This window comes from Aureibacter tunicatorum, from assembly GCF_036492635.1.
GTDB classification, from domain to species: Bacteria; Bacteroidota; Bacteroidia; order Cytophagales; family Cyclobacteriaceae; genus Aureibacter; species Aureibacter tunicatorum.
The window spans coordinates 3,874,919-3,898,866 of the sequence record NZ_AP025305.1 but is presented as its reverse complement, the minus strand read 5'-3'; the positions used below and the strand labels follow the sequence as shown (position 1 = coordinate 3,898,866).

Sequence of the window (23,948 nt, the reverse complement as noted above, 5' to 3'; positions counted from 1 at the left end):
GGCCGGACAAGCCACTAATGTCTAAATAACAACTAATCATTTAAACACTGCAAAAGTATGAGAAAATTTTTATTAAAAGCAATTCGAAGGCTGAATATGCTTTCGACAACCGCTTTTTGTTTTTTGATGGTCATGATTTGCATGCCGGCTTTGGCGAGCAATAATGAATTGGATCAGCAAAGAGTAACCATGGAGGTAAAAGGGGAAACGCTGGAGATGGTGTTTTCAATGATTGAATCTCAAACAGGATTTAAATTTATATATAAAAAAGACGAAAGAGAATTGTCCAGAAAATTAACGTTTTCAGCTGACCAAACTAATCTAACGGATGTATTAAAAGATATAGAAAGTCAGACAGGAGCATCTTTCAAGCAAATAAAAAATAACATTTCGGTGAGGTTTTCCAATGGACGAGATGGTTTAGCGGATCAAGCGCAAGGTGTGGAAAGAAGGATTGCAGGTCGTGTGCTTGATGACGAGATTGGAGAGCCACTAATCGGGGCAACTGTATTGGAAGCGGGGACTACTAATGGAACCATAACTGATTTGGACGGTACTTTTGAGTTAATGCTTACCGAAAATGCTAGCATGATAATCGTTTCATATATTGGGTATGCTGAACAAGCTGTGGAGGTTTCCAATAGGACAAATTTTGAAATCAAGTTAAAGCAGGACTTGTCTACCTTGAATGAGGTAGTAGTCACCGCTATTGGGATTGAAAGAGAAAAAGCGAAGCTGGGATACGCTATCACAGAAGTGTCAGGCTCTGAAATCGCCAGTTCAGTAGATAACAATGTCTTTAGTTCATTGAAAGGAAAAGTACCGGGAATGGTAATTAATAGCTCAACTGGAGGCTCTACTGGATCTTCAAGTGTTATTTTAAGAGGATATTCGACAGTGCAAGGAGATAATCAAGCTTTGATAGTGGTAGATGGGATTCCTTACAGCAATAATTCATTTGGACAAGGCAGTAGTGGCAACGGCATTGATTTGGGTAGCGGTATTGGTGATTTGAATCCAGAGGATATCGAAAGTGTTACTGTGTTGAAGGGGGCTAACGCATCCGCTTTATATGGATCAAGAGCGATTAATGGAGCTGTAGTGATTACCACGAAAAAAGGGACTAAGAAAAAAGGCCTTGGCGTGCAAATATCTTCAAGCATGGTGATTAGGGAAATAGCTTTTACTCCTGATTTGCAAAATGAATACGGTCAAGGAGGTAGCGCCAAAACTTTGGGGGAGTTTGACGGAGTTGATGATGATGGAACTCCATATTTGCCAAAAAATAATGACAAGAGTTGGGGAGCGAAATTTGAAGGCCAAGATGTTCGAGTGAAGTGGATTCGGGAAGAACCAATACGTAAGTATGAAGCTCAACCTGACAACTACAAGAATTTTTTCCAAACAGGTGTCAATTTTATCAATAATGTAAGCATAACAGGAGCTACTGATAAAGCTTCCGTAAGAATGAATGTCTTGGCCAACAACCTTAAGGACATAGTGCCAACTTCCAAGCAGGATAAGTATGGTTTGAGCTTGAGAGCGACGCAAGAGATCGCTGGAATTTTTGACTTGGACGCCAAGTTGGCTTATACCACTAGTTCGACTCACAATCGTTTGACATTAGGTAATCAAAGAGGTGCATATAGTGGATTGGTGACAGGCCCTAGAAGTTTTTATTTGGAGGATTTAAAGCGTTATAGATATCCTGTGACAGGTGTTGCTTATAATGAACATAAAACTTTTGGTGATAATATGCCTGTTGCATGGAGTACTAGTACAGGATCAAGTGCTGGAAACCCATATTGGGAGCTCTATGAAAACCCAAATGATGATAAACAGGACCGATTGAATGGAATGGTAAAGTTAAGCGCTCAAATATTGCCGGGATTGAGAGCATTTGGACGAATTGGTTGGGATAATTCATATATGGAGGCAAGAAAAGTTGCTGAAAAGTATTCTAGATATTATCGTTTTGATGGACAGATGACAAGTTCTTCAGGTATTCGGACGGAGTTGAACACAGATTTTTTGATTTCTTATGATAAAGAGTTTGGCTCTGACTTTTCTATGTCAGTGAATGCAGGTGGAAATAGAAGAAAGGAGAAGACTACATATAAAGAATTGCACGGTACTCATTTTACAGTTGTGGATTTTAATTCTTTCAATAACATTGAGCAAAAATACCAACATGAATCAGAGGTGGAAAGAGCTGTTAATTCTGTTTATGGCATGCTTGCGTTTTCCTATAAGAACATAGCTAATTTAGACGCGACTTTAAGGAGTGATTGGACTTCTACTTTGCCTTCAGGAAACAATTCATTTTTATATCCTTCGGTAAGCGGTTCATTCGTATTTTCAGAAGCATTTGATTGGAGAGGCAATATTTTGTCTTTTGGGAAATTGAGAGCTTCATATGCCGAAGTTGGAAATGACACTCAACCTTATATGACCAAGAGATTTTATAATTTCAACAATGACGAATTAGGAAGAGCTCATGCATCATTGCCTTCCAATGTATGGAATGAGGAGTTGAAACCTGAGAGAAACAAGTCGGTGGAGTTAGGTCTTGATATGGGGCTGATTAATGACAGAGTATCTTTGGATTTGACTTGGTATCAGAGCAATGTCGTTAACCAAATATTGCCATCGTCTCCTTTAGCGATTAGTTCAGGTTACAGTAGTTGGGCTATTAATGCTGGCGAAATCCAGAATACTGGTGTTGAATTAGGCTTGTCGGTAATTCCTGTAAGATTGGATAAATTCCAATGGAGAGCAATTTTTAACTATGCTCAAAATAACTCCAAAGTAGTTGAATTTAATGAAGACACAGACCAGATTGTTTTAGGAACGGGACGAGGTGTGACTGTATTGGCTAAGAAAGATAAGCCTTTTGGCGCAATCTATGGCAGAGCATTTCTTCGCAATGAAGCTGGAGTTGTGATAGTTGATGAAAATGGATACCCAATGTACGAAGAGGAAGATCAAATCATAGGAAATGTAATGCCTGATTTTACAGGATCATTGGCAAATGAGTTTTCGTATGGGAATTGGAGGTTGAGCGCTTTAGTGGATATGTCTTTTGGAGGAGAAATTACATCATGGTCAGAAACTTGGATGAATTTAAGAGGAACTACTTCCAAGACTTTGGAGGGTAGAGATGCTTGGATAGAAGCCCGAGAGAACGGAAATATTCATGAAGAACACCTTTACAGCACAGAAGGAGGTTATGGAGCTTGGGTTGGCAATAGCGTTTATGAAGATGGAACGCCGAACGCAGGAGAGAATGCCAAGTATTTGAACCCTTTCATGTATTGGGATGAAATGAAAAAAGACAAGGCTGGCGAATCAACCTTGGTTGACGCTTCATATGTGAAGTTAAGGGAAGTTAGCTTGACATACGATTTGACAAGCATTGCCAATAAAGTAGGTCTTTCTTTGCAAGGAGCAAGTCTGTCATTCACTGGTAGAAACCTTTTCTTGCTTTATTCCGAGTCTGATCTGTTCGATCCGGATTCATACCGTTTCAGCACAAGCACTAACTCTCTAGGCGTTGAATCAGGAGCATGGCCTAGCACTAGGTCATATGCATTTACATTCAAAGCATCTTTCTAAATTCTAATTCAGTAACCCATGAAATTAAAAAATATACTAAGAATCGGTTGGATTGTAGCGGCTTCGGGATTTATGGCTGCTTGTGAAAAAGATTTTGAGGAATTCAATACCAATGGAAATGCCTTGGAAGAGGTGAGTCCTGTGTATCAACTAGGGGAAGTGACTCGTGATTTGCATCAAAGTTATGGCCAAGGTTTTAATGTTGGCAGTGAATGGCAGCATCAATGGGCTAGATCTTACGGTGATACCAGAGGATATATATACGATGAAGGACAGTCCAAAACGTGGAACGAGAGCTATTCTGCATATCGTGATATCGTGGATTTGATTGAGAAAGTAAAGCCTGAAGGTGATGAGAGTAGTCCATTTATTTACTCAGTGGCTTTGATTGCCAAGATATTCCATTTCCATATGTTGACGGATATGTATGGAGATGTGCCTTACAGTGAGGCAGGCATGGCTGTGTCTGGTTTGGTGCAGGCTTCATATGATTCTCAGGAAGAAATATATAATGATCTGTTCAGGATGTTGGATGAAGCGATCAACATATTGGAAGGTGTGGAAAATTATGCGGGAATTGAAGAAATTGATCGGCTGTATGATGGACAAGCAGATGCTTGGCTTCGCTTTGCAAATTCATTAAGACTGAGAATGGGAATGCGAGTGAGGTATGTTGACGCAAGTTTGTCAGCATCAGAGATAGGAAAAGCGCTTTCAAGTAATTTGATTGAGAATAATGATCAAAATGCGTTGATCTATGAATTTGAGAGTGCTCTTTTTCAAAAGGAAAAAGAAAATATGATGCATCCGAGTATTCGAATGGTTGAGTTTTTGGAAAATGATCCAAGATATGATTTGTTTTTTGAGCCGCTGGTGGACACTGCTTTGGTGGTGGGATATGAAAATGGCTTGGTCATTACTCAAGGTGAATTTTCGAGAATAGGACAAGGAATTGCTGTTCAGGATCGACCGAATAGAGTAATGGGAGCTTCAGAGGTTTCCTTTCTTATGGCGGAAGCTTATTTAAGCGGTAATGGAGTATCCGCTGATGCGCAAAAAGCAAATGACGCCTATAAAGCGGGGATCAGAATGAGTATGGAATTTTGGGGAGTGGATTCGGTTTCTATAGCAAGGTATATGGCCGATAGCTTTATGCCATTGGAGGGTACTGAAGAGGAAAAACTGGAAATGATAATCATGCAGAAATGGGTGGATCTGATAGACAATGGGGTAGAGACTTATGCGGAAGGGCGAAGAACAGGTTACCCAGTAATAGAGCAGCGTCAAGATGCGAGTGTGTACTTGCTGGGAGAAACGAATGGAGTGATGCCGAGAAAGTGCAAATATCCGGAAAGCGAGACTTTATACAATACTGAGAATTTCAAGGAAAAATCTTCACAGCATGATTTCCTTGTCAAAGTTTGGTGGGACAAAAAGTAGATCAGCAATGCGGTAGTGAGTTTTGTTTCATGTTTTAGCGATGGGGCTTTCCCTCATTGAGGGGGGCTCCAATCGTTTTAATTCTTTTCAATCAATTAATACTTTCTAATAATCAATTTTATTTCTAACCATTATATGATTTAATCATGAAAAGAACATGTTTACTAGCCTTGCTGTGCCTTGTTTTTTGTGTCTCAAAATCCAAAGCACAGACATTAGACCTTCCTCCAAAGCCTGTGGCGAATACTTTTAGAGTGGACTTCGCTTGGTTTGGATATCCTTTGAATCAAGTGACCATTCCATCTTCGCACAATACATTCAGTGCCGACAGAGATGGATTTGGGGTGGCGAAAAACCACATTAGAGGCTTTCAAGATCAATTGTCTTATGGCATGACAGGAATAGAGCTTGACTATCACAAGCCATTGTTTGGCAGCAAGATCATTATTGCGCACTATGGAATTGGCGAAAGAGTTCCTTGGGGATGGCCTTATAAAGATTTAGAATTCTATTTGCAGAGAATTTCCCAATCTTTAGCGAATGATCCCAATAAGTATTTGGTGGTGAAAAATCAAATGGAAACAAGAGCGTCGGATGTTGAGAAAGTGTGGAATAAGTACTCTGACTTAAAAAACTACACTTATACGATACAGTCTGGTTACATTCCAACATTGGGAGAGTTTCTAGCCTCAGGCAAAAGAATCCTGCATACAAGCAGTATCAATGGCAATTATCAATCGCATGTCATTAGAACGGCTACATCGAACAAGCGTCAAAACGTTTCGGATGTGTATGCTTACGATGCGATTTATAGAGGCAAGCATCAAGTGGATTTTTATGATCTGAATGCCTTTGCAGTCAGCGATTTGATTGGAGCTGGAGATGAGGAAAAAGCTAAAGTTCTGAATGCATATGATAATTTGTTGAGATATAGCTTGATCGCATGGAAGCTGAGTGGTAAGAAGCCTTGGCAATTGGTCGTTGATTTCGAAAGCAAGGGAGATGTTTACGCTGTCGCTACTGTGCTTAATAATGAATACAAATCGTACAGAGGAGAAGTTGTATACAATGGCAGTGTATTGAGTGAAGTTGCTTGGGAATTTGATTATGAATTCAACCAAGATACTTTGAGTGGAAATACGGTAACTTATGGTCGTTTCAGTTTTCCTGTAGGGTCAAGAGATGGCAAAGTTGTGATCAAGCCTGTGTCTGATATCTATGAATTCGAACCTGCTGAAGTGGAGCTTGATTTTGCTTCAGCCTCTACAGAGGTTTTCAATTTGATTGAGGCAAAACTGAAAAATTCAGCTGGAAGAAAGTCATTTGCGAATGAGAAATTGTCTTTGCAACAAACAGTTGATGAAGCTCTATTTGCGGAGTTCAAGCTTTATCCTAATCCCGCTGAAAATACGCTGAATATCGACATGCCGGAATTCGAGGGAAATGCTACTATCTCGATCATAGACTTATTGGGTAGAGTACAAGCAACAAAGACTATCGACAAGAATACTCGAAGCTATCGACTTGATTTGAAATCCCATAGCATCAATGAAGGAACATACCTTGTGGTTTGTCAATTCGGTGAGCAAAAAATATCAAGAAAACTTGTAGTTAAATAATTCCTATTAAAGACCAAAGGAGAAAACCTCTCCTTTGGCTCTTATTTACATCGATAATAAATGAATACTAGACACACTTTTATTTTAGCGGTTTTGTCTTTGATACTGACAAATTGCAAAGCTTCAAAACCTCAAAAACCTGATAAGCCAAAATTGATTGTTTCCATTGTTGTTGATCAAATGCGTTATGATTATTTGGACCGTTTCAAAGAACTTTATACTCAAGATGGATTCAATAGACTGAGAAAGAACGGCTTTGATTTTAGAAATACACACTACAATTATATCCCTACCAGAACGGCTCCTGGACATGCTTCGCTATTTACAGGAACCACTCCTTCTCGTCATGGTATTGGAGGCAATGGGTGGTTTGACAAAAATCTGAAAAAAGGAATTTTTTCTATCAGCGACACTACCGTTCATTTGATAAGCCATCGGAATAAAAGTAAAGGCTCCGCTTCATATTCACCAGCGAATTTGCTGGCGTCAACCGTAGGCGATGAATTAAAGCTTGCAACTTATGGAGAGTCCAAAGTCATAGGTATTGGCATTAAAGCAAGGGCTTCTGTTCTGACCTCAGGGCATGCCGCAGATGCTGCTTATTGGATTAGTGGAGGAGAATTGGTGACAAGTTCGTATTACAGAGACAGTTTGCCTCAATGGGCTATTTCATTTAATGGAAAAGAGCGAACAGAAGAATTATTGAAAGATGGCTGGCCCTTGCTGTTGCCGGTTGATCAATATCCAGCTTCATTGGTAAGCAATGATAATAGAAAAGAAGAATACAGTATTACAGAACAATCGCCGGTATTTCCATATACATTTGGAAGAAATGAGCATGATCTTATCGGCACAACACCGTTTGGAAACACATTATTGACAGAAGCAGCGATTGCTTGCATTGAAGGAGAAGACCTTGGACAAGGAGATGTGTCAGATTTTTTGATAATTGGATACTCAGCCACAGATTATATTGGGCATAGATATGGCGCAGGATCACTGGAGATGATGGATGCATATCTTAGGCTCGATAGGGATATAGGTTATTTGATTGATGCCTTAGACCAAAAAGTCGGAGACGGCAACTATGTCATAGTACTGACTGCCGATCATGGCGGAATGCATACTTCAGAACATCTTTCTGACCATCATTTTCATACAGGTCTTACTCAAAAAAATCAGTTGCGAGAACATTTGAATAATTATTTTCAACAGAAATATGGATTGACTGACATCGTTTTGAGATTGAAAGACGAGCAAGTTTACCTTGACTTTGAGCAGGCAACTCGTAAAGGTATCACTAAAGAAGAAGTGGAAGAAATAGCATTGAATTGGTTTAAAAAGCAGGAAGGTATTAGAGATGTTGTGTCCAAGACAGACTTATTGTCGCGGAGTTTTAAAAACGATGAAGTTAGACAAATGTTGAAAAGAGGAGTTTATCCTTCTCGTTCGGGCGATGTGTTTTTTATGCATGAGCCAGGCTGGCAGTCAAAATATATGGCGGCAAATCATGGAACGGCCTATACTTATGATACACATGTTCCAAATGTATGGTATGGATGGAAAATTCCACAAGGAGAAAGTGTTGAAAGAAAGGAAATCACGAGCATTGCTCCTACACTGTCGATGATGTTTCGAGTCTCATTGCCTAATGCGTCTTCTACAGTGCCGTTGAAAGAAGTGTTGTAGCATGGTGAATTTTTCTGTTCGACAATTTTTGTTTTTACTTCTTAAAAGGTTTACTGTTGGGGGATGATCTTGACTTTTATTAAGCTAAAATTGCTTGCTTGTAATTCATAAAAAGGATTTCATAAATACTCAATTTATATAATATTAATTTATTTATTATAATTTTACTTAATATGTGTTTTGTTGCTTGTTTGTATTGTAATTGAAATATTTTTTAAGAGCAAATTTAAATTATGGGTCTTTTTGACAAGCTTAAACAAGCGGCGAATTTTGTTACTGGGGGTGGCGCTACGATAAGCGTTCGTACGGAAGAGTCGGTAAATAATGGCAATGAACCGATCAAATTTATCATTGATGCTGTAGTTAAAGGTGCAGATATGAATGCAAGGAATGTGTATTTGAAAATCAGAGCGGCGGAAAAAGTAAAAGTAGTAGGAGTGAGTGTGCCTAATGGAGATGGCGGATATGCTAGAAGAGATTTCAGCGGACATCATGAAACATTTGAAACTGAGATTCAAGCGACAGGAGCTCAAACACTGGAAGCGAATCAAACTTATCAATGGATAGTGGAGTGGCAGGCACCCGTAAATGTAAATGGCACTTATCATGGTGAAAATGCAGTGCATGAATGGGAAATGTACGCAGGCATTGATGTGTCGGGCAATGATCCTGATTCTAATTGGCAACCTTTTGAGTTGTACTTTTAAGTAATTTGTATTTAGTGGTTATAGGAGGGTTCTTTGGCGCTCTCTTATTTTAGCTTGGCTGAGTTTTTGGTTTTATCCAAAATATGGATAATTACCATTTTGAATACATACTCCTCATTGCTTATACATTGGGTATAGCGACAGTTTTAACCGTATTGTTCAGAAAATTAACTCACTTGTATGTGACTAAGTTTTCCGCTAGAATTAAGACCGACCCCACGAATTTTTCTTTTATCAAGAATTCCATAGGCTTTCTGATTTATACGATTGCTTTGGTATTTATTTTTTATAAGATCCCTTATTTGAAGACGCTGGGAAAAGCATTGACGGCTGGAGCTGGGATTGTGACTGTCGCAGTGGGTTTTGCCTCGCAAAAAGCATTTTCAAATATTATTAGCGGGATTTTCATCTTGATGTTCAAACCTTTTAGAGTCACGGACACTATCCAATTTAGAAATAGCCAAAAGGGGGAAGTGGAGGAAATCACATTGAGACATACCATTATCAAAGATTACGAAAACAGAAGAATCGTCATCCCGAATAGCATTATTAGCGAGGAACTTATTATCAACAGCAATATTCAAGATAAAAAAATTCGTCAAAACATAGTCTTTTCTATTAGTTATGACACGAATATAGATAGAGCGACAGAGATTATTAAAGAAGAAGCGATGAAGCATCCGTATTTGCTTGATGTGCGCACAGAGCTTCAAAAGATGGACAAATCGCCTGTTGTGGTAGTGAGAGTGATTGCTTTGTCGGACTTTTCTGTGGATTTGAAAGCTTATATGTGGACCCTTGGAAATGATGAAGGCTTTATAATGAAATGCGACTTGCTCAAGTCGGTTAAGGAAAGGTTTGACATGGAAGGAATTGAAATACCTTTTCCTTACAGAACGATAGTTTATAAAAAAGAGATGGATGAAGAGGTTGAACAGAAAGAAAGTTGACAGATCGACTCCTGTATATACAGGAAGTTTGGTGGAAGAACCTGTTGGTATTCAAACTTTTCGCTTCAATCAAGATAGCTTGGTGGAAAAAAAGAATGTGTCAACAGTTGCAAAACTTAACTTTAAGTCTCAAGATGAGATCTGTTGGCTCAATGTTCATGGCCTTAACAAGCCTGAAGTTATAGAGCGTATTTGTAAAAATGCAGGTGTGCATCAGCTTGTGATTCAAGATATTTTGGATGTGAACCAAAGACCGAAGTTTCAGGAATTTGAAGGGTATTGGTTTATGTCGATCAAATCGGTTTTGCCTTCCGACGTTTCTGTAGTGGATATAGAACAAGTAAGTTTTGTTCTTTCGAAAAATTATGTGTTTTCGTTTCAGGAGAAAAAGGCCGATTACTTCAGCCATATCAGACAGAGACTCAGAGATAATGTTGGCTTGGTAAGACAGAGAGGGACTGATTATCTTTTTTATTTGATGTTGGAGGCAATTTTAGATAACTATTTCAAAACTCTAAGCGATATAGAAGAAGCTGTCGATGCATTTGACTTTATCAATTCCCAAGAGAAGTTCACTCCGGAGCTCTTGGAAGATATTGAAAAACTCAAATTGAAGGTTTCGAATATCAAGAAAACCATTCTCCCAATCAAAGACTTCATGAATTCGTTCAAAAGGCTTGAGTTTGATTTGATTGAGAAAAGAAGTGGAAAGTATTTTTGGGAATTGAGAGACTTGTGTTTGTCATTAATTGATCAATGCGATCAATTGACAATGAATTTGGAAAGCAATGTGAATTTGTTCTTTTCAGTTCAGGGACACAGAATGAATCAAGTTATGAAGGTTTTGACAATGGTTGCGACCTTGTTTATTCCTTTGACGTTTCTTGTTGGCGTGTATGGAATGAATTTTACTCATATTCCCGGATTGACTTGGAGGTGGAGCTACTTGTCGATTTGGATTGTGATGCTTGTGATAGTGGGGGCCATGCTAGCATATTTTAGAAGGAAGCACTGGTTTTGACTGCTTTGATTTTTATTGTGATAGTTGAATATTGTTGTGTATTAATACTATGTTGTGATGTCGTTTCGTTTTGAATAAGTAATCAACTTTTTCAAATATGAGATGTGTTAATATAATTTTTTTGCTGGCAATGTCTTTTGGCATGTATGCTTGTGGTGGTTCAAAAAATTCCTCCGATGAAATGAAAAATGTCACTTTTACAATTGAATCTCCTGATTTGGATGCGAACAAAGAGGTTTATATTTCAGGGAGTTTGGAGGAATTGGGTTATTGGAGCCCTAATCAAGTGAAGTTAAGTTATGTCGGAGGTCATAAATGGAGCATTGATTTGATGTTGCCTGAGGATGAAGCTGTGGAATATAAGTTTACGTTGGGGAGCTGGGAAAATGAGGGAGCTGACGCGAACGGGTTGCCTTTGCCTAATTTTTACTTGAACTCCTTTGAGGATAGTGTGGCAAATCATTCGATTTATTTTTGGAAAGATGGAGATATTGAACCTCAAGGACAGATCACTGGACATGTGGAGTATATGAAAAATGTGGAAGGGGAAGGCATTTTGCCGCGTGATGTGATTATTTGGTTGCCTGAGGACTATGATGAGCATCAATCAAAGAAATATCCAGTGCTTTATATGCATGATGGGCAGAATATCATTGATCCCAAGACTTCGTCATTTGGCGTGGACTGGCAGGTGGATGAAACCGTAACGGACCTGATATCCAAAGAGGAGCTGAAATCAGTTATTGTGGTTGGGGTTTACAATACTGTGAATCGAACGGATGAATATACCCCGGGTGAAAAAGGAACTGCGTATATGGAGTTTATGGCTCACAAACTTAAGCCGATGATTGACAAGAAGTTTAGAACGCTGCAAGATCGTAAAAATACTTATATTGGAGGCTCTTCTGCTGGTGGAATTATGGCTTTTATGTTGGCATGGGAGTATCCGGATATTTATTCAGGTGCTATTTGCATGTCGCCTGCGTTTAAAATCGAGCAAATTGATTATGTGAAAGACGTTAAGTCTTTTACGGGAGAAAAAAAGCCATTGAAGCTCTATATTGACAATGGAGGCAAAGGCTTGGAAATAAAGTTGCAGCCTGGTATTGATGAAATGATGTCAGCCCTTGCAGGAAAAGGTTATGTGATAGGAGACGATTTGATGTACGTTATAGATCCAGAAGCTGAGCATTTCGAGTCCGCTTGGGCGGAACGCATGCCGAAAGCCTTGAAGTTCGTGGTTGGAAAGTAGATTGTGGCAATACATCGGTATATATATGGAGCACTTTGAGTTGGTCAGAGTGCTTTTTTGTTTCTATCATGGAAAAGTAATGTTTAATAAAATAAACTTTCAGAAATATTTGAAAGTTAGAAAACTTTAATTCATATTTGAGTCATGAAATATGAAGAAGCTAAGGAAAAATATATTCAAGCTTGGGGCGCATTGGGTTCAAGCTGGGGAGTAAACCGGACCATGGCGCAAATTCACGCCTTGTTGATGGTGTCTACAGAGCCGCTTAGCGCTGAAGAAATCATGGAGGACTTGAAGATCTCAAGAGGCAATACGAACATGAATGTCAGGGCGCTCATTGATTGGGGCTTGGCAAGCAAAGTATTGAAGCCGGGCGAAAGGAAGGAGTTTTTCACTACTGATAAAGATCCTTGGAAGTTGGCTGTTCAAGTTGCCAAAGAACGACGAAAGAGGGAGCTGGATCCAATTCTTCAAATACTTAATGAAGTTCAGGAAGTGGAGCCGATTGACGAGAAATCCAAGCATTTTAAGGAAATGACCAAAGAGCTGAATGGTTTTGCCAAACAAGCGGATTCCTTTTTGGACATGTTCATAAAAGCTGAAAATAAATGGTGGACAAAGTTTATCATGAAAATCAAAGGGTAATCTCGGTTTCCCTTTTTATTTAAAATAAACTTTCAATAATTTCTGAAACTACAAAACTATTTAAACTTATGAAATCAAAAAATAAGTTGTTGGCGACAATTTTGATATTGACCATTTGCAGTATAGCTTATCGGTTGATAGTCTTGGGGAATTACTCTAGAACTTCGTTGATGTTTGTTGGCTTGCCAGCGTTGTGCGCTTTTTTGGTAGTGAAGTATACTAAAAAACCTACTTATAAAAACAAGGCATTTTTTTATTCCATGACATTATTTTTACTATGCGCTTCTATAATTTTAGGGGAGGGAACAGTGTGCATATTGTTTGCATCCCCGATATTTTATGGAATTGGAGGAATCATTGTGTGGTTGGATAAAATCATAGTGAAGAAAGATCAAACGAGGAAGTTTTCTTTTTCAGGAATTATCGTTTTAATGCTTGTCTCGTCTATGATCGATTATTCTGTACCTAGCCAAGGAATTGTCATTGAAGAAGAATTAGTAATTGATGAGGTAGTGCATATCAGCGATCTGAATCAACAGCCTAATTTTAAGAAAAACTTGCCTTCTTTTTTTGAAATAGGTTTTCCAATGCCTCAAGGGATAAATGGAGAAGGCCTCAATAAAGGAGATTTGCGAAAAATAGATTTTTTGTCCAGCACAAAAGGTTTGGGAACCTTGGAATTGATGGTCAAGGACAAAACAGGACAAATGATAGTTTTTGAACCGGTCTCGGACAATACGCATGTTGGATCTTGGCTAAGATGGAAAGAGGCTAAAGTTGAATTGCAATATTTTGAAGGAGGTAAAACGCTAATCAAGTGGACAAGTAAATTCGACTGCAGATTGTCGCCTAGTTGGTATTTTGTGCCTATAGAAAGGTATGCTGTTGGCTTGATGAACGAACATTTAATTAAATCGTATTTTCCTGAGGCAAAACCGTTAAAATAATGTTGACAGTTCCTGTTATTCGAGATGTCTTATTGTTCTTGTCTTTTGTATTTCTATTTTATTTAGCTCTGAAAAAGGATCAAAATAGCAGAATCAATTGGGCAATGTTTTTTTCAAGCCTTTGGATTGCTTCGACTTTACCTTTATTTAATATCATCAGTGTGGATTATGGGCTCTGGAGTTTTGCGGAGCACGAAAACACTGTCATTCAAATGCCTTGGGATTTATACTTTGTATGGATTGTTTTGTGGGGAGTGATGCCAGTTTATTTTTTACGGGGAAATTACATGCATATAGTCTCAGGAGTATTGTTTTGGATTGATTTCGTCTTGATGCCTATGCTTCAATCAGAAGGTTTATTAACATTGCATGAATATTGGTGGTTGGGAGATCTGTTGCTTATAATTTTAGTTTTTTTGCCGGGATATCTATGGGCGAGGATTTTTATTTATCGCAAATTGGTGTGGTTGAGAGCCTTGATGCAAATGTTTGTAATGGGGATCTTTTTATTTTTGACAATTCCATTTTGCATTAATATCTATTTCCCTTTTCAGCCGGATTATTTTCATTCCGACAGTTTGACGACTCAGTTGTCTTTCATGATTAGTCTGCCTTCATTGATCGCAGTCTTGGATTTGGTTCAAAAAGGCAAAGGAACTCCATTTCCATATGACCAAACCAATAATTTAGTGAGAAATGGCGTGTATGCTTATATAAAGAACCCTATCCAATGGTCTTTCACATTTATATTCATACCTATCAGCATTTATTATGACAACTATTGGATATTGATAGGAACATTGATATCGATTTTTTATGTGATAGGTGTTTCTAATCATCAGGAGCATGAAGATATGTTCGTGAGGTTTGGAAAAGAGTGGGATGACTATAATAATAGTGTGCCATCGTGGATATTTTTATGGAAGCCGGAGCATTATCCTGTTGGTAAAATATATTTTCAAAAAGGTTGCAATCCATGCGAAGGAGTTCATTCTTGGTTTAAAGAAAAAGAGACTGTTAACCTTGAGGTTGATTATGAAGACAACTATCATAAGAAAATTGCTCAGGTCACATATGTTGATTATTTAGGCAATGAATATAGAAGCGTTGATGCTATTGCGCATGCTTTTGAGCATATCAACTTGGCTTGGGCTAGCTTAGGCTGGTTTATGCGATTGCCAGTGATTCATGAATTATTGCAGGTCATAGTAGATGGAGTTGGTTTTAATGAAGCACCCTGTGAAATTGAAAACGGTGTGAGAAAACAGAAGACATAAAAAAACGGCTGCAAGCATTCGCTTCAGCCGTGGCATGAGATGATTTGTGATGTATAGTGGAAGAGTGTGTCTGTCGTATCAAATAATTAGTAAACCTTTACGACATCTTCCGTTAGGTATTGAAGACCTAGTGTGTTGCAGACTACCTTGAGTGAGTTCTCAAGATTGTCAACAGGCAAAGTGCCTGAGAAAGTCAGCTTTTTCAAACGTTGAGGATAATCTACCTCTTGGCCAAATTCTTCTTCAATGATCTTGAAGACTTGAGAGTATGGCACTGTGTTCAAAATAAATGCTGTATTGAGATCTGTTTGCTCTATATGTAATTTTTTTGCATATGTTAGTTTATGGTTTTTGGTAAGAGTTTGAGATGAAATGCCATGTTTCGGATCGCTCACAGAAACTTTGCCTGAGTGGCATGTGACTTCAAGTGAATTGTTGTTTGATTTGACATCAAATGAAGTTCCGAGCACGGATACGATTCCCTTGGAGGTAAGGATTTCGAATTCTTCGCCTTTCTCAACTCTAAAATACGCTTCTCCTTCAAAATTGACTTTTCTCTTTCCTGTCAATTTATTGAATTTGAATTCGATATTGGTATTTTCATCCAACATGACAAATGATCCGTCCGGCAATATTATATTGCTTTTTTCGTTATCGGCGGTAGCCACTGTCTTGGTAATATTGCTTTGGCTAAATAAGAAAAGCCCGATCGCAACACAAAGCAAAGCCGCAATGCTTCCAGTGATGAGCATTTTATAGCTGCCAATATGCCTTGAAATACCTTTGGGCTGGCTTGTGGATTGATTTTTTTGGCTTAATCTGGAGGCCAGTTCACTCCAGGCTTGGTCCACGCTTTTGTTTGCGTCTACCTGCCAGCAGGATGCGGATTGCAGAATCCTGCCTTCGTCGCTTATATTTTTCACATCCGTCTATCGCTTAAAGGTTCAACATTCTTTTGATATCTTTACAAATGATATCAAAAATACCCTACCTTAAAACGACATTTTTTCTAACAACATTTAAGAAAAAAGTATCTGAAGAGGTTGCGGTGAAAATTCCGAGTGCGTTTTCAATATTGGATGTGGTGGATAAGGAAACCAAGCTGTTGCCGTCGAACACTTCTACATACTCATCATTTATCTTATACAGAATGAATTGATATCTTCCGTAATCCGTAAAGTCTGCTCCTATAAGTGGAATGGTGTCAGCAGTCGTGGGGAGATTGACAACGGAAAGTCTTTCGGCAAGAGACGCAAGTCGGCTTCCTTTGTACGGCAGCGGATCAGGCTTGTTTTCCATATATTTCAGATTTCCTAGATAGTATTCTTTGTCGATATTGCTCCATTTAAAAGTAGCTAGTCTACGGTTAAGCAGTCCTGTCGCTGTAGAGTCATCCGGTATACTGATGACTTTGGGCATTCGAAAAGGAGCTATGATAACTTCGGGAACTATTGTGGTGCTTTCTATTACACGCTCGTCAACAAGCATTTTTAGATGATAGCTTTTTGAGTGCTCGACGAGCACTGTCGAATCGGGAAAATAATACCCTTTGTCTGTAGAGTATTTCAAACGCAGGGTTTGGTCGTCTATAGTTAATAGAACTTGCGCATTGGAAACTACAGTTTGTCGATCATTTCCAGTGACTTTGTAAAGCAGAATATTTTCAATAGGTCCATTTGCGCGTAAATAAGCTTCAACGACGTAATCTATGGAGGCTTCGTCTTGTTTGGGAAGACAAGCTGTGAAAAGCGATGTTATAATCAGAAATAAAAGCCAAGTTTGAAATTTCATAGATTTACATTTTCATTAAAAACTAACTTTGAAAAATAAGCTCGGAGTGAAAGATATGGAAGTTCTGTCGTATTGCTTTTTTTCCACCTCGTAAGGAGAAATTTCGTCATATCTGAACTCTCTGAAGAGTATATTTCTACGATTATAAATGTTATACAGTTCAACGCCTATAACAGCCTTGGTCTTTTTACCCATTCCAAATTCGTAAGCGATCGACATGTCCAGTCGGTGGTAGGCAGGCAATCTTCTGTTATTAACTTCTGAAAGATCAATGAACTCGATATTCATTTCGTCTACATCATGAAGCCTATAGCTTATTTTAGGCTCTGTATAAGGTTTGCCTGAAGAATAAATCCATGTCAGGCCAATGTCAAAATTCTTGATTTTGAAAATATTGACGGATTTGAACTGGTGTCGTTGATCCTGTTGAGCGGGAAAAGGTTTTCCTTCATTGAGCTCGGGTATTTTGGATAATACCTCAGAAAGCGTATACGTAAGCCATCCGCTGTATAGTCCTAGATCCTTTTTTACAGTAAAGTCAATTCCTTTGACAGTATTGTCGCCAACAAAATAGAGGTAATCGTATGGAATGCCTTCTTGTGGTATAGAGTTGATCGTTCTGGGCACGTATTCAAGCAAGTTGCGAGTATCTTTGTAGTACGCTTCCATATCGAAGTCGAAGCCTTTCCATTGGTAGTTAAGCCCCAGCATATAGTGTGTGGAATTGGATACAGGAATATCCATGCCATTGGACAGCACCCAAAAGTCAGGGTTGTTGGAATAAAACACTTCCCTGATACCTCTTGATATCGCTTGATGATATATGCCCCAAGCTCCTTTAAGTCTTAGCTTTTTGTTGAAAAGATAGGAAAATGAAAACCTTGGATCATAATAGTTTCTTTTGATGTTTTCAGAATACATGGTTCTCAGGCCATAAGTCAAGCTAAGCTTTTCATTTGGAGTGTAAGTATCTTTGACGTATAAACTTATTAAGTTGTCTATATCATCATTTCTAACATTTGAAGTAATGAATTCTTGATGAAGAAATATATTGATATTTTCTATCTCTATTCCAAAATCCAATCGGTGTTTGTCGTTGAATGTGTATTCATTGTCAAACTTCATGTTTCTTGACCTGACAGAATTGTCTTGAGAGAAAGACAAAGCGATGTCTTCTTGATCGATAACTTCATTGTCTAAATCAAGAGCGTATGAATGATCTAGTTTATTGAAATATGAAGAGTATGAAAATATGAGGTGAGAGTAATAGTTTGGCGTCCATTGCCTTCCCCATTGCCCGCTTAAGCCAATATTTCTCCATTTTATTTGAGAACTGGATTCCTCAAAAAAACGAATGGTGTCGTTGGTAATAAGTTGTTGCGAGTTGTATTTGTCTGTGGTAGTGTATGTGCTGAATGATATCATGTCTTTGGAGCTAGGCCTATATGTTACCTTTCCCATGATGTCATAAAAGTAATAGTCGTAATTGTTGGTCACATCATTTCCTTCAATTCTCGTATTGTCATCAAACCTTCCGCTTTCTTCAAGGATTTTGTCGAATGTGGGATTGTTTATCAAATCAGAATATGTGCGACGGGCAGCTACAAAGACTGTCGCCTTTTTGCCTAATGGGGATTCGAAGACTCCATGAGCATTGAGGAAGTTCATGCCGATGGATGCGTGAGGTTCGTAAGCATTGCCGCTTTTTCCTGACATATTGATTACTCCGGCTACTCTTCCTCCATATTTTGCATCGAACCCTCCTTTCATGATTTGGATGTTTTTGATCGCTTCGGGATTGAATGCGCTGAATAACCCGAAGAAGTGATCCATATTGTAGATGGTAGCCCCATCATACAGTACAAGGCACTGGTCTGGCAGACTGCCTCTGATCGACAAGCCTCCTCCGGAGTTGTTAGTAGCGTCGACTCCCGGCAAATATTGCATGCTTCTGAATACGTCTCCTCCAGCCAAGGTTGGCAACACTTCAAGTTGCGGGGCGCTAATGTTTTGCAGCCCAACAACAGGCGTGTTTTCCAAGATCACATCGGCGACATCATTGACAACGATTTCATTGAGAACACGAGATTCTTTTTCCAAAGGAACGACTAAGAACTGTTTCACTTTTCCGGGGTTCAGCCTTACTTTTTCAGTTTTATATCCAACGTATTTCACAAAAAAAGTAGCGGTGTCATTCGGCACTCCTGCGAAGGAAAAGAAGCCATCTTGATTTGTAGTCGTTCCTTCGCTTTTATCAGCAAGGTATAAAGTCGCAAATGGCAAAGCTTCTTGACTGGAGGCTTCAACCACTTTTCCATTGATTTTGAAAGGACCTAATGAGCTGTCTTTGATGATAATCGTATCATCGATGATGAGGAATGTTAGATCTGTGTTTTCAAGCAGTGTGTATAAAAAGTTCTCCAAATTGGTTTTTGGAATGTCTTTATCGATTATTATACCTTCCAGCCGGTCGTCATTGTAGGCAAAATTTATTCCTTTGTCCTGATGCAACTCATTAAGTACACTGATCAAGCTTTGGTTATGGAATTTACCAGACAGTGATAAACTTTCCAAAGCTTGATTTTGAGCATAGCCATGAAGGCTTAATAAAAGCGTAAAAAATATAATGAATACGGTTCTTCTCACTCTGTCAACGGTAGATGCGGACTTTGTTATTATTGATTTCAAATCTAAGTCCCATAGGGATGCAAACTAAATCCAATGCTTGCTCTAAGTTTTTATCAGTAAAATGGCCAGTGTAAAGTTGGCCAGTGCTCACATCGGTCGAAACGGTTACATTAAATTGATTTTCAATGACATTGATGACTTTGTTCAATGATTCCGATTGGAAATAGAAGTTTCCATTTACCCATGCGGAACTTTTTTCAATATTAATGTCAAATGCTTCAGCAAGCTTGCCGTCATGAAGTTGTGTCGCTTTTCCTTTGGTGAGAATTTTTTCATCGCCTTTGGACTTGACTTTGACTTTTCCAGAATAGCACTCCACTTCGAATATTGAGTCTCTTGAGTTCACGTCAAATTTGGTTCCCAACACACTTACACTACCTAGGTCGGAGCTTACTGTAAAAGCGCTTCCTTTTTTTACTTCGAAAATAGCCTCGCCGGAAAGCTTGACATTTCGTTCCTTGTCCCAAGTTTTTTGGTTGTATGCGATTCTAGAGTTCGCATTTATTATGACTTTAGAGCTGTCGGGAAGAAACATGGTGTACTTTTCCCCCTTAAGTGTCGCGTAAAACTGATCGTTATTTTGATTGTAATTATTGAATACAAAGACAGAAACAGCGACTAAAGCTATAGCAGCAGCCATGGTTAGCCCCCAAGTAAGCATATTATTGCTTTTTTTCTTAGTTTGTTCCGTAGTTGAGTGCAGGCTTACTACTTTAGCTTCACTGGAAGCGTTTGTATTTTGAGTATCAGACTCTTCACTTTCCCCAATTGTATTTAAAAACTCGTTCCAAGCTTCATTTGTGGTCTTTGCAGAAGGCACATCAAGATTTTCAAGGCTTTCTTCCACCAAGTCTGAAAGCTTGCTGTCTTCAGTTATTTCGTTATTGATATCTTCTATGGATGTTTCAGTATCAATTTTGCACAAGAGGTCTTCCCAAGCATTTTTAGTTGATTTGGCTTGTTCAGGTATATCGAGCGTCTCGGAAGTTTTGATAATATTGTTGATGAGCTCCATATCCGTTTCGCTATAGTGACTGGAGGAGCTGTTCTTTATATCGCTTTCGTTAAGCTCGCCTTCTAAAAGGGATCGATTAAACTTGTCAATATCTTGTAAAGCTTTGCTCATAAATTAGGGTTTATTAGGTCATTAAAGGGAAACGTCTAAATTTTGACGTTCAACTTTTCCTTAAGCATAGCCAAAGCTTTGCTCATCCTTTTTTCGACAGCCTTTACGCTTATATCCAGGCTGACAGCGATTTCACTGTAAGTCTGTTTGTCGATTCTGTTCATCAGAAACACAGTACGGCTTTTTTCCGGCAAACCTGAAATGGCATTTTGCAGCCTTTGATCAAATTCCTTAAGCTCCATGATATACTCGGGCGACTCCGCATTGGATCTGTGCGTGAATTTGTTGATGAAATTCATAACCACATTTCCATGCTTCGCATGATTAATCGAAAGGTTGTTGGCGATAGTGTAAAGATAGCTTTTGACCGTCTCCATTCTCAACTCGTCCCTTTTTTCCCAAGCTTTGACAAAAACTTCCTGCGCAATATCCTCAGCGGCATCCATGTCCTTGATTTTGTAGTAAACAAAATTCCTGATTGGCGCATAGTATTGATCAAATATCTGCTTGAAGTCTTTCAGCTCAACTGTTTGTTTGTTTTTTTCCAAAGACACTCAGCTTATATTTTTAATAATAAACAATAACTTAAAAATCTCATCTTCTTGCTCAAAAAGCAATATAGCAGAATAAATAAGAAAAAGGCAGAATTAATGTGAATTATTGTAAAATAGGTCAATTAGATATTTGATGCGCCTATTTTATAAGTCAAATTCACAGTACTCTCCTTATTCCAGCAAGTACGTGGGAAAGTCTTTTCTCATCAGTGATCAAGATTCCCTCGGAAGTAAGTTTGTCTTTACGAACCATGCCGGATGCATGGATAATTTCCCCATTTTCATCGCAAATCCCCACATGAGTGATTTTCTCCTCAGAGTTTTTGAAAAATGCCAAATCCCCGAATTTCTGTTGGCCGAACTCTATATCTTCCCCTTGAGTGTATTGTTGCGATGCGTCTCTGAGCAGCGAGATACCGCACATGCTCAAAACAACTTGTGTAAAACCGGAACAATCGACACCAAATCGAGTTCTTCCTCCCCAAAGGTAAGGACTTCCTAGAAATGTTTCCAAAAAACTTCCTATTTCCGATGTTAAAAAGTGTTGAAAACCAGCGGAAAAGCTACCATTGAAATATTTCCAATCAAAATCTTCTGTCGAAACAACAGATCCTTCAGGTAAAAAAATATTTCTTCCAGCTTTCTTATGGAATGCAACTCCTCCTTCCAGAATTCTTTTCGATAATTCAGGAGTGCTAGTAGCGGAAGGAGAATGCTGTTTAGTGTCCAACCAGCCTTCATAGCCATCATGGTCTACTGTGATTTTCAACCATTTTTTGTTAGAGCTTTCTTCATTGACCCGATATGTTTCGCCATAAATTAGTTGCGAAACCATTTCTGAAGAATCTCTGGGCTCTGCTCTGAGAGGAACAGCCAGAAGAGTTATTTTGCCAAGAATATCCACAATGCGTTTAGTATTTAATGCGTTGCAAATCGCGCTTAATGTCCTTTTCTTTTATAGATTCACGTTTGTCATGAAGCTTTTTACCCTTGGCTAAGCCAAGTTCAAGTTTAGCGTACCCTCTGTCGTTGATAAAAAGCCTTCTAACGATTAGCGTAAGGCCTTTTTCTTCTAGCTTAGAATTGATTTTGGTGATCTCTTTTTTATTCAGCAATAGCTTTCGAACCCTTGTTTCATCATGGTTTTGATCAGTGCCGTGAGAAAATGGAGTGATATGCATCTGCTTTACATATACTTCGCCTCTGTCCACCACGCAAAAGGCGTCAGTAAGACTGACTTTGCTTTCTCTTATGGACTTGATTTCTGTTCCTTTGAGAACTACTCCTGCCACGAAAGTGTCAAGTATTTCGTATTCGAAATTGGCTCTTTTGTTTTTTATATTGACAGTCTTGGCGAACCTGTTCTGCTTGTCTTTTTTATTAGCCATATAATCTAAAAACTCATTCTCGGCATAGGACTTACTGTTTGGGAAGTGAAGTCTCCAGCCAAGTATTTAAAATGTGCCGCCATGGCAATCATGCCGGCGTTATCGGTGCAGTACTGGAAGTCTGGTATGTACACTTCCCAACTGTGTTTTTTCGCTAGCTCTTGAAGAGATGCTCTTAGGCCTGAATTTGCTGACACACCTCCTGCAATAGCGATATGCCGTATTTTGTGTTTATTCGCAGCCTTTTTCAATTTTTGCAATAGCATCGCAATGAAGGTGTGCTGAATACTGGCACAAATATCATTCATGTTTTCTTCGATGAAATTTTCATTGGCTTTCTTTTGCTCACGAAGAAAATACAAAATGGCGGTTTTTATGCCGCTGAATGAATAGTCATAGCCTTTGATTTCCGCCATAGGAAAACTGTATGCATTCGGATTGCCTTGTTGAGCATACTTGTCAACCAAAGGGCCCCCAGGATAAGGAAGTCCAAGGAGTTTAGCTGTCTTGTCAAAAGCTTCGCCTACAGCGTCATCGAGCGTTTTGCCAATGACTTCCATTTCTAGATGGCTTTTGACAAGCACGATTTGCGTATGTCCTCCGCTTACTGTCAAGCATAAAAATGGGAATGACGGCGTTTTGCCTTCGATAAAATGGGCTAAAATGTGTGCTTGCATATGGTTGACCTCTATCAATGGAATATTCATTCCCAAGGCAAATGCCTTGGCAAAAGATGTTCCTACAAGCAAAGCTCCCAATAATCCCGGTCCTCTAGTGAAAGCAACAGCGTTCAAGTCTTTTTTATCCATGCCCGCTTCTTTTAGAGCTTGGTCGACTACAGGTACAATGTTTTGTTGATGAGCTCTTGAAGCCAATTCTGGAATTACTCCACCATATTTCTCATGGACCTTTTGAGTTGCCACGATGTTGTTCAACACTTTTCCATTTGCTACGATAGATGCTGATGTCTCATCGCAAGATGATTCTATCGCCAATATATTTATATCTCCAGTATTTTTATCCATTTGCCTGCGACAACAATCCTTAATTTTTCCGTTTTTAAATTGTCAAAAATGACAAAAAAAATTACCTTGCATGGCTACTCGGCCCTCAAACCTGCCAACGAACTCGCAATTTATAAAAGGTTTTTATTAAATTAAACAATATGCATTACAGAGTTTTGTTTTAAACTCTTCACTAATATCGACAAATGGGATACCGCTTCAAATATTTGCGTTT

At 38.8% G+C, this 23,948-nt stretch carries 19 protein-coding genes; 11 read left to right on the top strand and 8 right to left on the bottom strand.

Annotated elements, in window-relative coordinates; all coding sequences use genetic code 11:
• Positions 1–57 precede the first annotated feature (57 nt).
• From AABK36_RS16445 to AABK36_RS16395, 11 genes are all read left to right on the top strand, one after another.
• On the top strand, positions 58–3,615 hold the full coding sequence (locus AABK36_RS16445) for a SusC/RagA family TonB-linked outer membrane protein (RefSeq protein WP_309940234.1): 3,558 nt from the start codon (positions 58–60) through the stop codon (positions 3,613–3,615).
• 18 nt (positions 3,616–3,633) lie between these two features.
• A complete protein-coding gene (locus AABK36_RS16440; protein ID WP_309940236.1) occupies positions 3,634–5,055 on the top strand; it encodes a SusD/RagB family nutrient-binding outer membrane lipoprotein in 1,422 nt (473 codons plus the stop codon).
• 146 nt (positions 5,056–5,201) lie between these two features.
• Positions 5,202–6,674: a T9SS type A sorting domain-containing protein gene (locus tag AABK36_RS16435; protein ID WP_309940237.1), complete on the top strand. Its 1,473-nt coding sequence runs from the start codon at positions 5,202–5,204 to the stop codon at positions 6,672–6,674.
• A 60-nt stretch (positions 6,675–6,734) separates the two neighbouring features.
• Entirely contained in the window at positions 6,735–8,363 is a 1,629-nt protein-coding gene (locus AABK36_RS16430; protein ID WP_309940238.1) for an alkaline phosphatase family protein, read from the top strand.
• Positions 8,364–8,596: 233 nt separating this feature from the next.
• On the top strand, positions 8,597–9,070 hold the full coding sequence (locus AABK36_RS16425; protein ID WP_309940239.1) for a hypothetical protein: 474 nt from the start codon (positions 8,597–8,599) through the stop codon (positions 9,068–9,070).
• 83 nt (positions 9,071–9,153) lie between these two features.
• Entirely contained in the window at positions 9,154–10,020 is an 867-nt protein-coding gene (locus AABK36_RS16420) for a mechanosensitive ion channel family protein (RefSeq protein ID WP_309940241.1), read from the top strand.
• The gene (gene corA / locus AABK36_RS16415; protein WP_309940242.1) at positions 9,992–11,041 is read left to right on the top strand and encodes a magnesium/cobalt transporter CorA; all 1,050 of its coding nucleotides are present in this window, start codon (positions 9,992–9,994) and stop codon (positions 11,039–11,041) included. The genes AABK36_RS16420 and corA overlap by 29 nt, the downstream gene beginning before the upstream one ends.
• A gap of 97 nt (positions 11,042–11,138) precedes the next feature.
• Complete coding sequence (locus AABK36_RS16410; protein ID WP_309940243.1) at positions 11,139–12,293, top strand: alpha/beta hydrolase-fold protein; 1,155 nt, start codon at positions 11,139–11,141, stop codon at positions 12,291–12,293.
• 144 nt (positions 12,294–12,437) lie between these two features.
• Positions 12,438–12,938 (top strand): GbsR/MarR family transcriptional regulator, encoded by a 501-nt coding sequence (locus tag AABK36_RS16405; RefSeq protein WP_309940245.1) that lies wholly within the window; start codon positions 12,438–12,440, stop codon positions 12,936–12,938.
• A gap of 68 nt (positions 12,939–13,006) precedes the next feature.
• Positions 13,007–13,885, top strand: a complete 879-nt coding sequence (locus AABK36_RS16400) for a hypothetical protein (protein WP_309940246.1) — start codon at positions 13,007–13,009, stop codon at positions 13,883–13,885.
• On the top strand, positions 13,885–15,162 hold the full coding sequence (locus AABK36_RS16395; protein ID WP_309940247.1) for a methyltransferase family protein: 1,278 nt from the start codon (positions 13,885–13,887) through the stop codon (positions 15,160–15,162). Before AABK36_RS16400 ends, AABK36_RS16395 begins: the two co-directional genes overlap by 1 nt.
• An 86-nt stretch (positions 15,163–15,248) precedes the next feature.
• On the opposite strand, the gene AABK36_RS16390 is transcribed toward AABK36_RS16395, so the two are convergent.
• The 8 genes from AABK36_RS16390 to tsaD all read right to left on the bottom strand — a co-directional run bounded on the left by AABK36_RS16390 (position 15,249) and on the right by tsaD (position 23,734).
• On the bottom strand, positions 15,249–16,085 hold the full coding sequence (locus AABK36_RS16390; protein WP_309940248.1) for a FecR family protein: 837 nt from the start codon (positions 16,083–16,085) through the stop codon (positions 15,249–15,251).
• Between the two features lie 64 nt (positions 16,086–16,149).
• Positions 16,150–16,953, bottom strand: a complete 804-nt coding sequence (locus AABK36_RS16385) for a DUF4249 family protein (RefSeq protein WP_309940249.1) — start codon at positions 16,951–16,953, stop codon at positions 16,150–16,152.
• A 15-nt stretch (positions 16,954–16,968) separates the two neighbouring features.
• Positions 16,969–19,641, bottom strand: a complete 2,673-nt coding sequence (locus AABK36_RS16380) for a TonB-dependent receptor (RefSeq protein ID WP_309940250.1) — start codon at positions 19,639–19,641, stop codon at positions 16,969–16,971.
• On the bottom strand, positions 19,604–20,767 hold the full coding sequence (locus AABK36_RS16375; protein ID WP_309940251.1) for a FecR family protein: 1,164 nt from the start codon (positions 20,765–20,767) through the stop codon (positions 19,604–19,606). Before AABK36_RS16375 ends, AABK36_RS16380 begins: the two co-directional genes overlap by 38 nt.
• A 35-nt stretch (positions 20,768–20,802) precedes the next feature.
• On the bottom strand, positions 20,803–21,321 hold the full coding sequence (locus AABK36_RS16370; RefSeq protein WP_338390289.1) for an RNA polymerase sigma factor: 519 nt from the start codon (positions 21,319–21,321) through the stop codon (positions 20,803–20,805).
• A gap of 157 nt (positions 21,322–21,478) precedes the next feature.
• Positions 21,479–22,225: a C40 family peptidase gene (locus AABK36_RS16365; RefSeq protein WP_309940253.1), complete on the bottom strand. Its 747-nt coding sequence runs from the start codon at positions 22,223–22,225 to the stop codon at positions 21,479–21,481.
• A gap of 7 nt (positions 22,226–22,232) precedes the next feature.
• The gene (smpB, locus tag AABK36_RS16360) at positions 22,233–22,709 is read right to left on the bottom strand and encodes an SsrA-binding protein (RefSeq protein WP_309940254.1); all 477 of its coding nucleotides are present in this window, start codon (positions 22,707–22,709) and stop codon (positions 22,233–22,235) included.
• 5 nt (positions 22,710–22,714) lie between these two features.
• On the bottom strand, positions 22,715–23,734 hold the full coding sequence (gene tsaD, locus AABK36_RS16355; protein WP_309940256.1) for a tRNA (adenosine(37)-N6)-threonylcarbamoyltransferase complex transferase subunit TsaD: 1,020 nt from the start codon (positions 23,732–23,734) through the stop codon (positions 22,715–22,717).
• Between the last annotated feature and the right edge of the window lie 214 nt (positions 23,735–23,948).

What these genes read in the sequence shown, in the direction of transcription:
- tsaD (WP_309940256.1), bottom strand. Translation starts at nt 23,734, where the DNA reads ATGGATAAAAATACTGGAGATATAAATATATTGGCGATAGAATCATCT.
- AABK36_RS16375 (WP_309940251.1), bottom strand. Translation starts at nt 20,767, where the DNA reads ATGAGCAAAGCTTTACAAGATATTGACAAGTTTAATCGATCCCTTTTA.
- AABK36_RS16420 (WP_309940241.1), top strand. Translation starts at nt 9,154, where the DNA reads ATGGATAATTACCATTTTGAATACATACTCCTCATTGCTTATACATTG.
- AABK36_RS16395 (WP_309940247.1), top strand. Translation starts at nt 13,885, where the DNA reads ATGTTGACAGTTCCTGTTATTCGAGATGTCTTATTGTTCTTGTCTTTT.
- AABK36_RS16400 (WP_309940246.1), top strand. Translation starts at nt 13,007, where the DNA reads ATGAAATCAAAAAATAAGTTGTTGGCGACAATTTTGATATTGACCATT.
- AABK36_RS16410 (WP_309940243.1), top strand. Translation starts at nt 11,139, where the DNA reads ATGAGATGTGTTAATATAATTTTTTTGCTGGCAATGTCTTTTGGCATG.
- AABK36_RS16435 (WP_309940237.1), top strand. Translation starts at nt 5,202, where the DNA reads ATGAAAAGAACATGTTTACTAGCCTTGCTGTGCCTTGTTTTTTGTGTC.
- AABK36_RS16385 (WP_309940249.1), bottom strand. Translation starts at nt 16,953, where the DNA reads ATGAAATTTCAAACTTGGCTTTTATTTCTGATTATAACATCGCTTTTC.
- corA (WP_309940242.1), top strand. Translation starts at nt 9,992, where the DNA reads ATGAAGAGGTTGAACAGAAAGAAAGTTGACAGATCGACTCCTGTATAT.
- AABK36_RS16405 (WP_309940245.1), top strand. Translation starts at nt 12,438, where the DNA reads ATGAAATATGAAGAAGCTAAGGAAAAATATATTCAAGCTTGGGGCGCA.
- smpB (WP_309940254.1), bottom strand. Translation starts at nt 22,709, where the DNA reads ATGGCTAATAAAAAAGACAAGCAGAACAGGTTCGCCAAGACTGTCAAT.
- AABK36_RS16440 (WP_309940236.1), top strand. Translation starts at nt 3,634, where the DNA reads ATGAAATTAAAAAATATACTAAGAATCGGTTGGATTGTAGCGGCTTCG.
- AABK36_RS16445 (WP_309940234.1), top strand. Translation starts at nt 58, where the DNA reads ATGAGAAAATTTTTATTAAAAGCAATTCGAAGGCTGAATATGCTTTCG.
- AABK36_RS16425 (WP_309940239.1), top strand. Translation starts at nt 8,597, where the DNA reads ATGGGTCTTTTTGACAAGCTTAAACAAGCGGCGAATTTTGTTACTGGG.
- AABK36_RS16430 (WP_309940238.1), top strand. Translation starts at nt 6,735, where the DNA reads ATGAATACTAGACACACTTTTATTTTAGCGGTTTTGTCTTTGATACTG.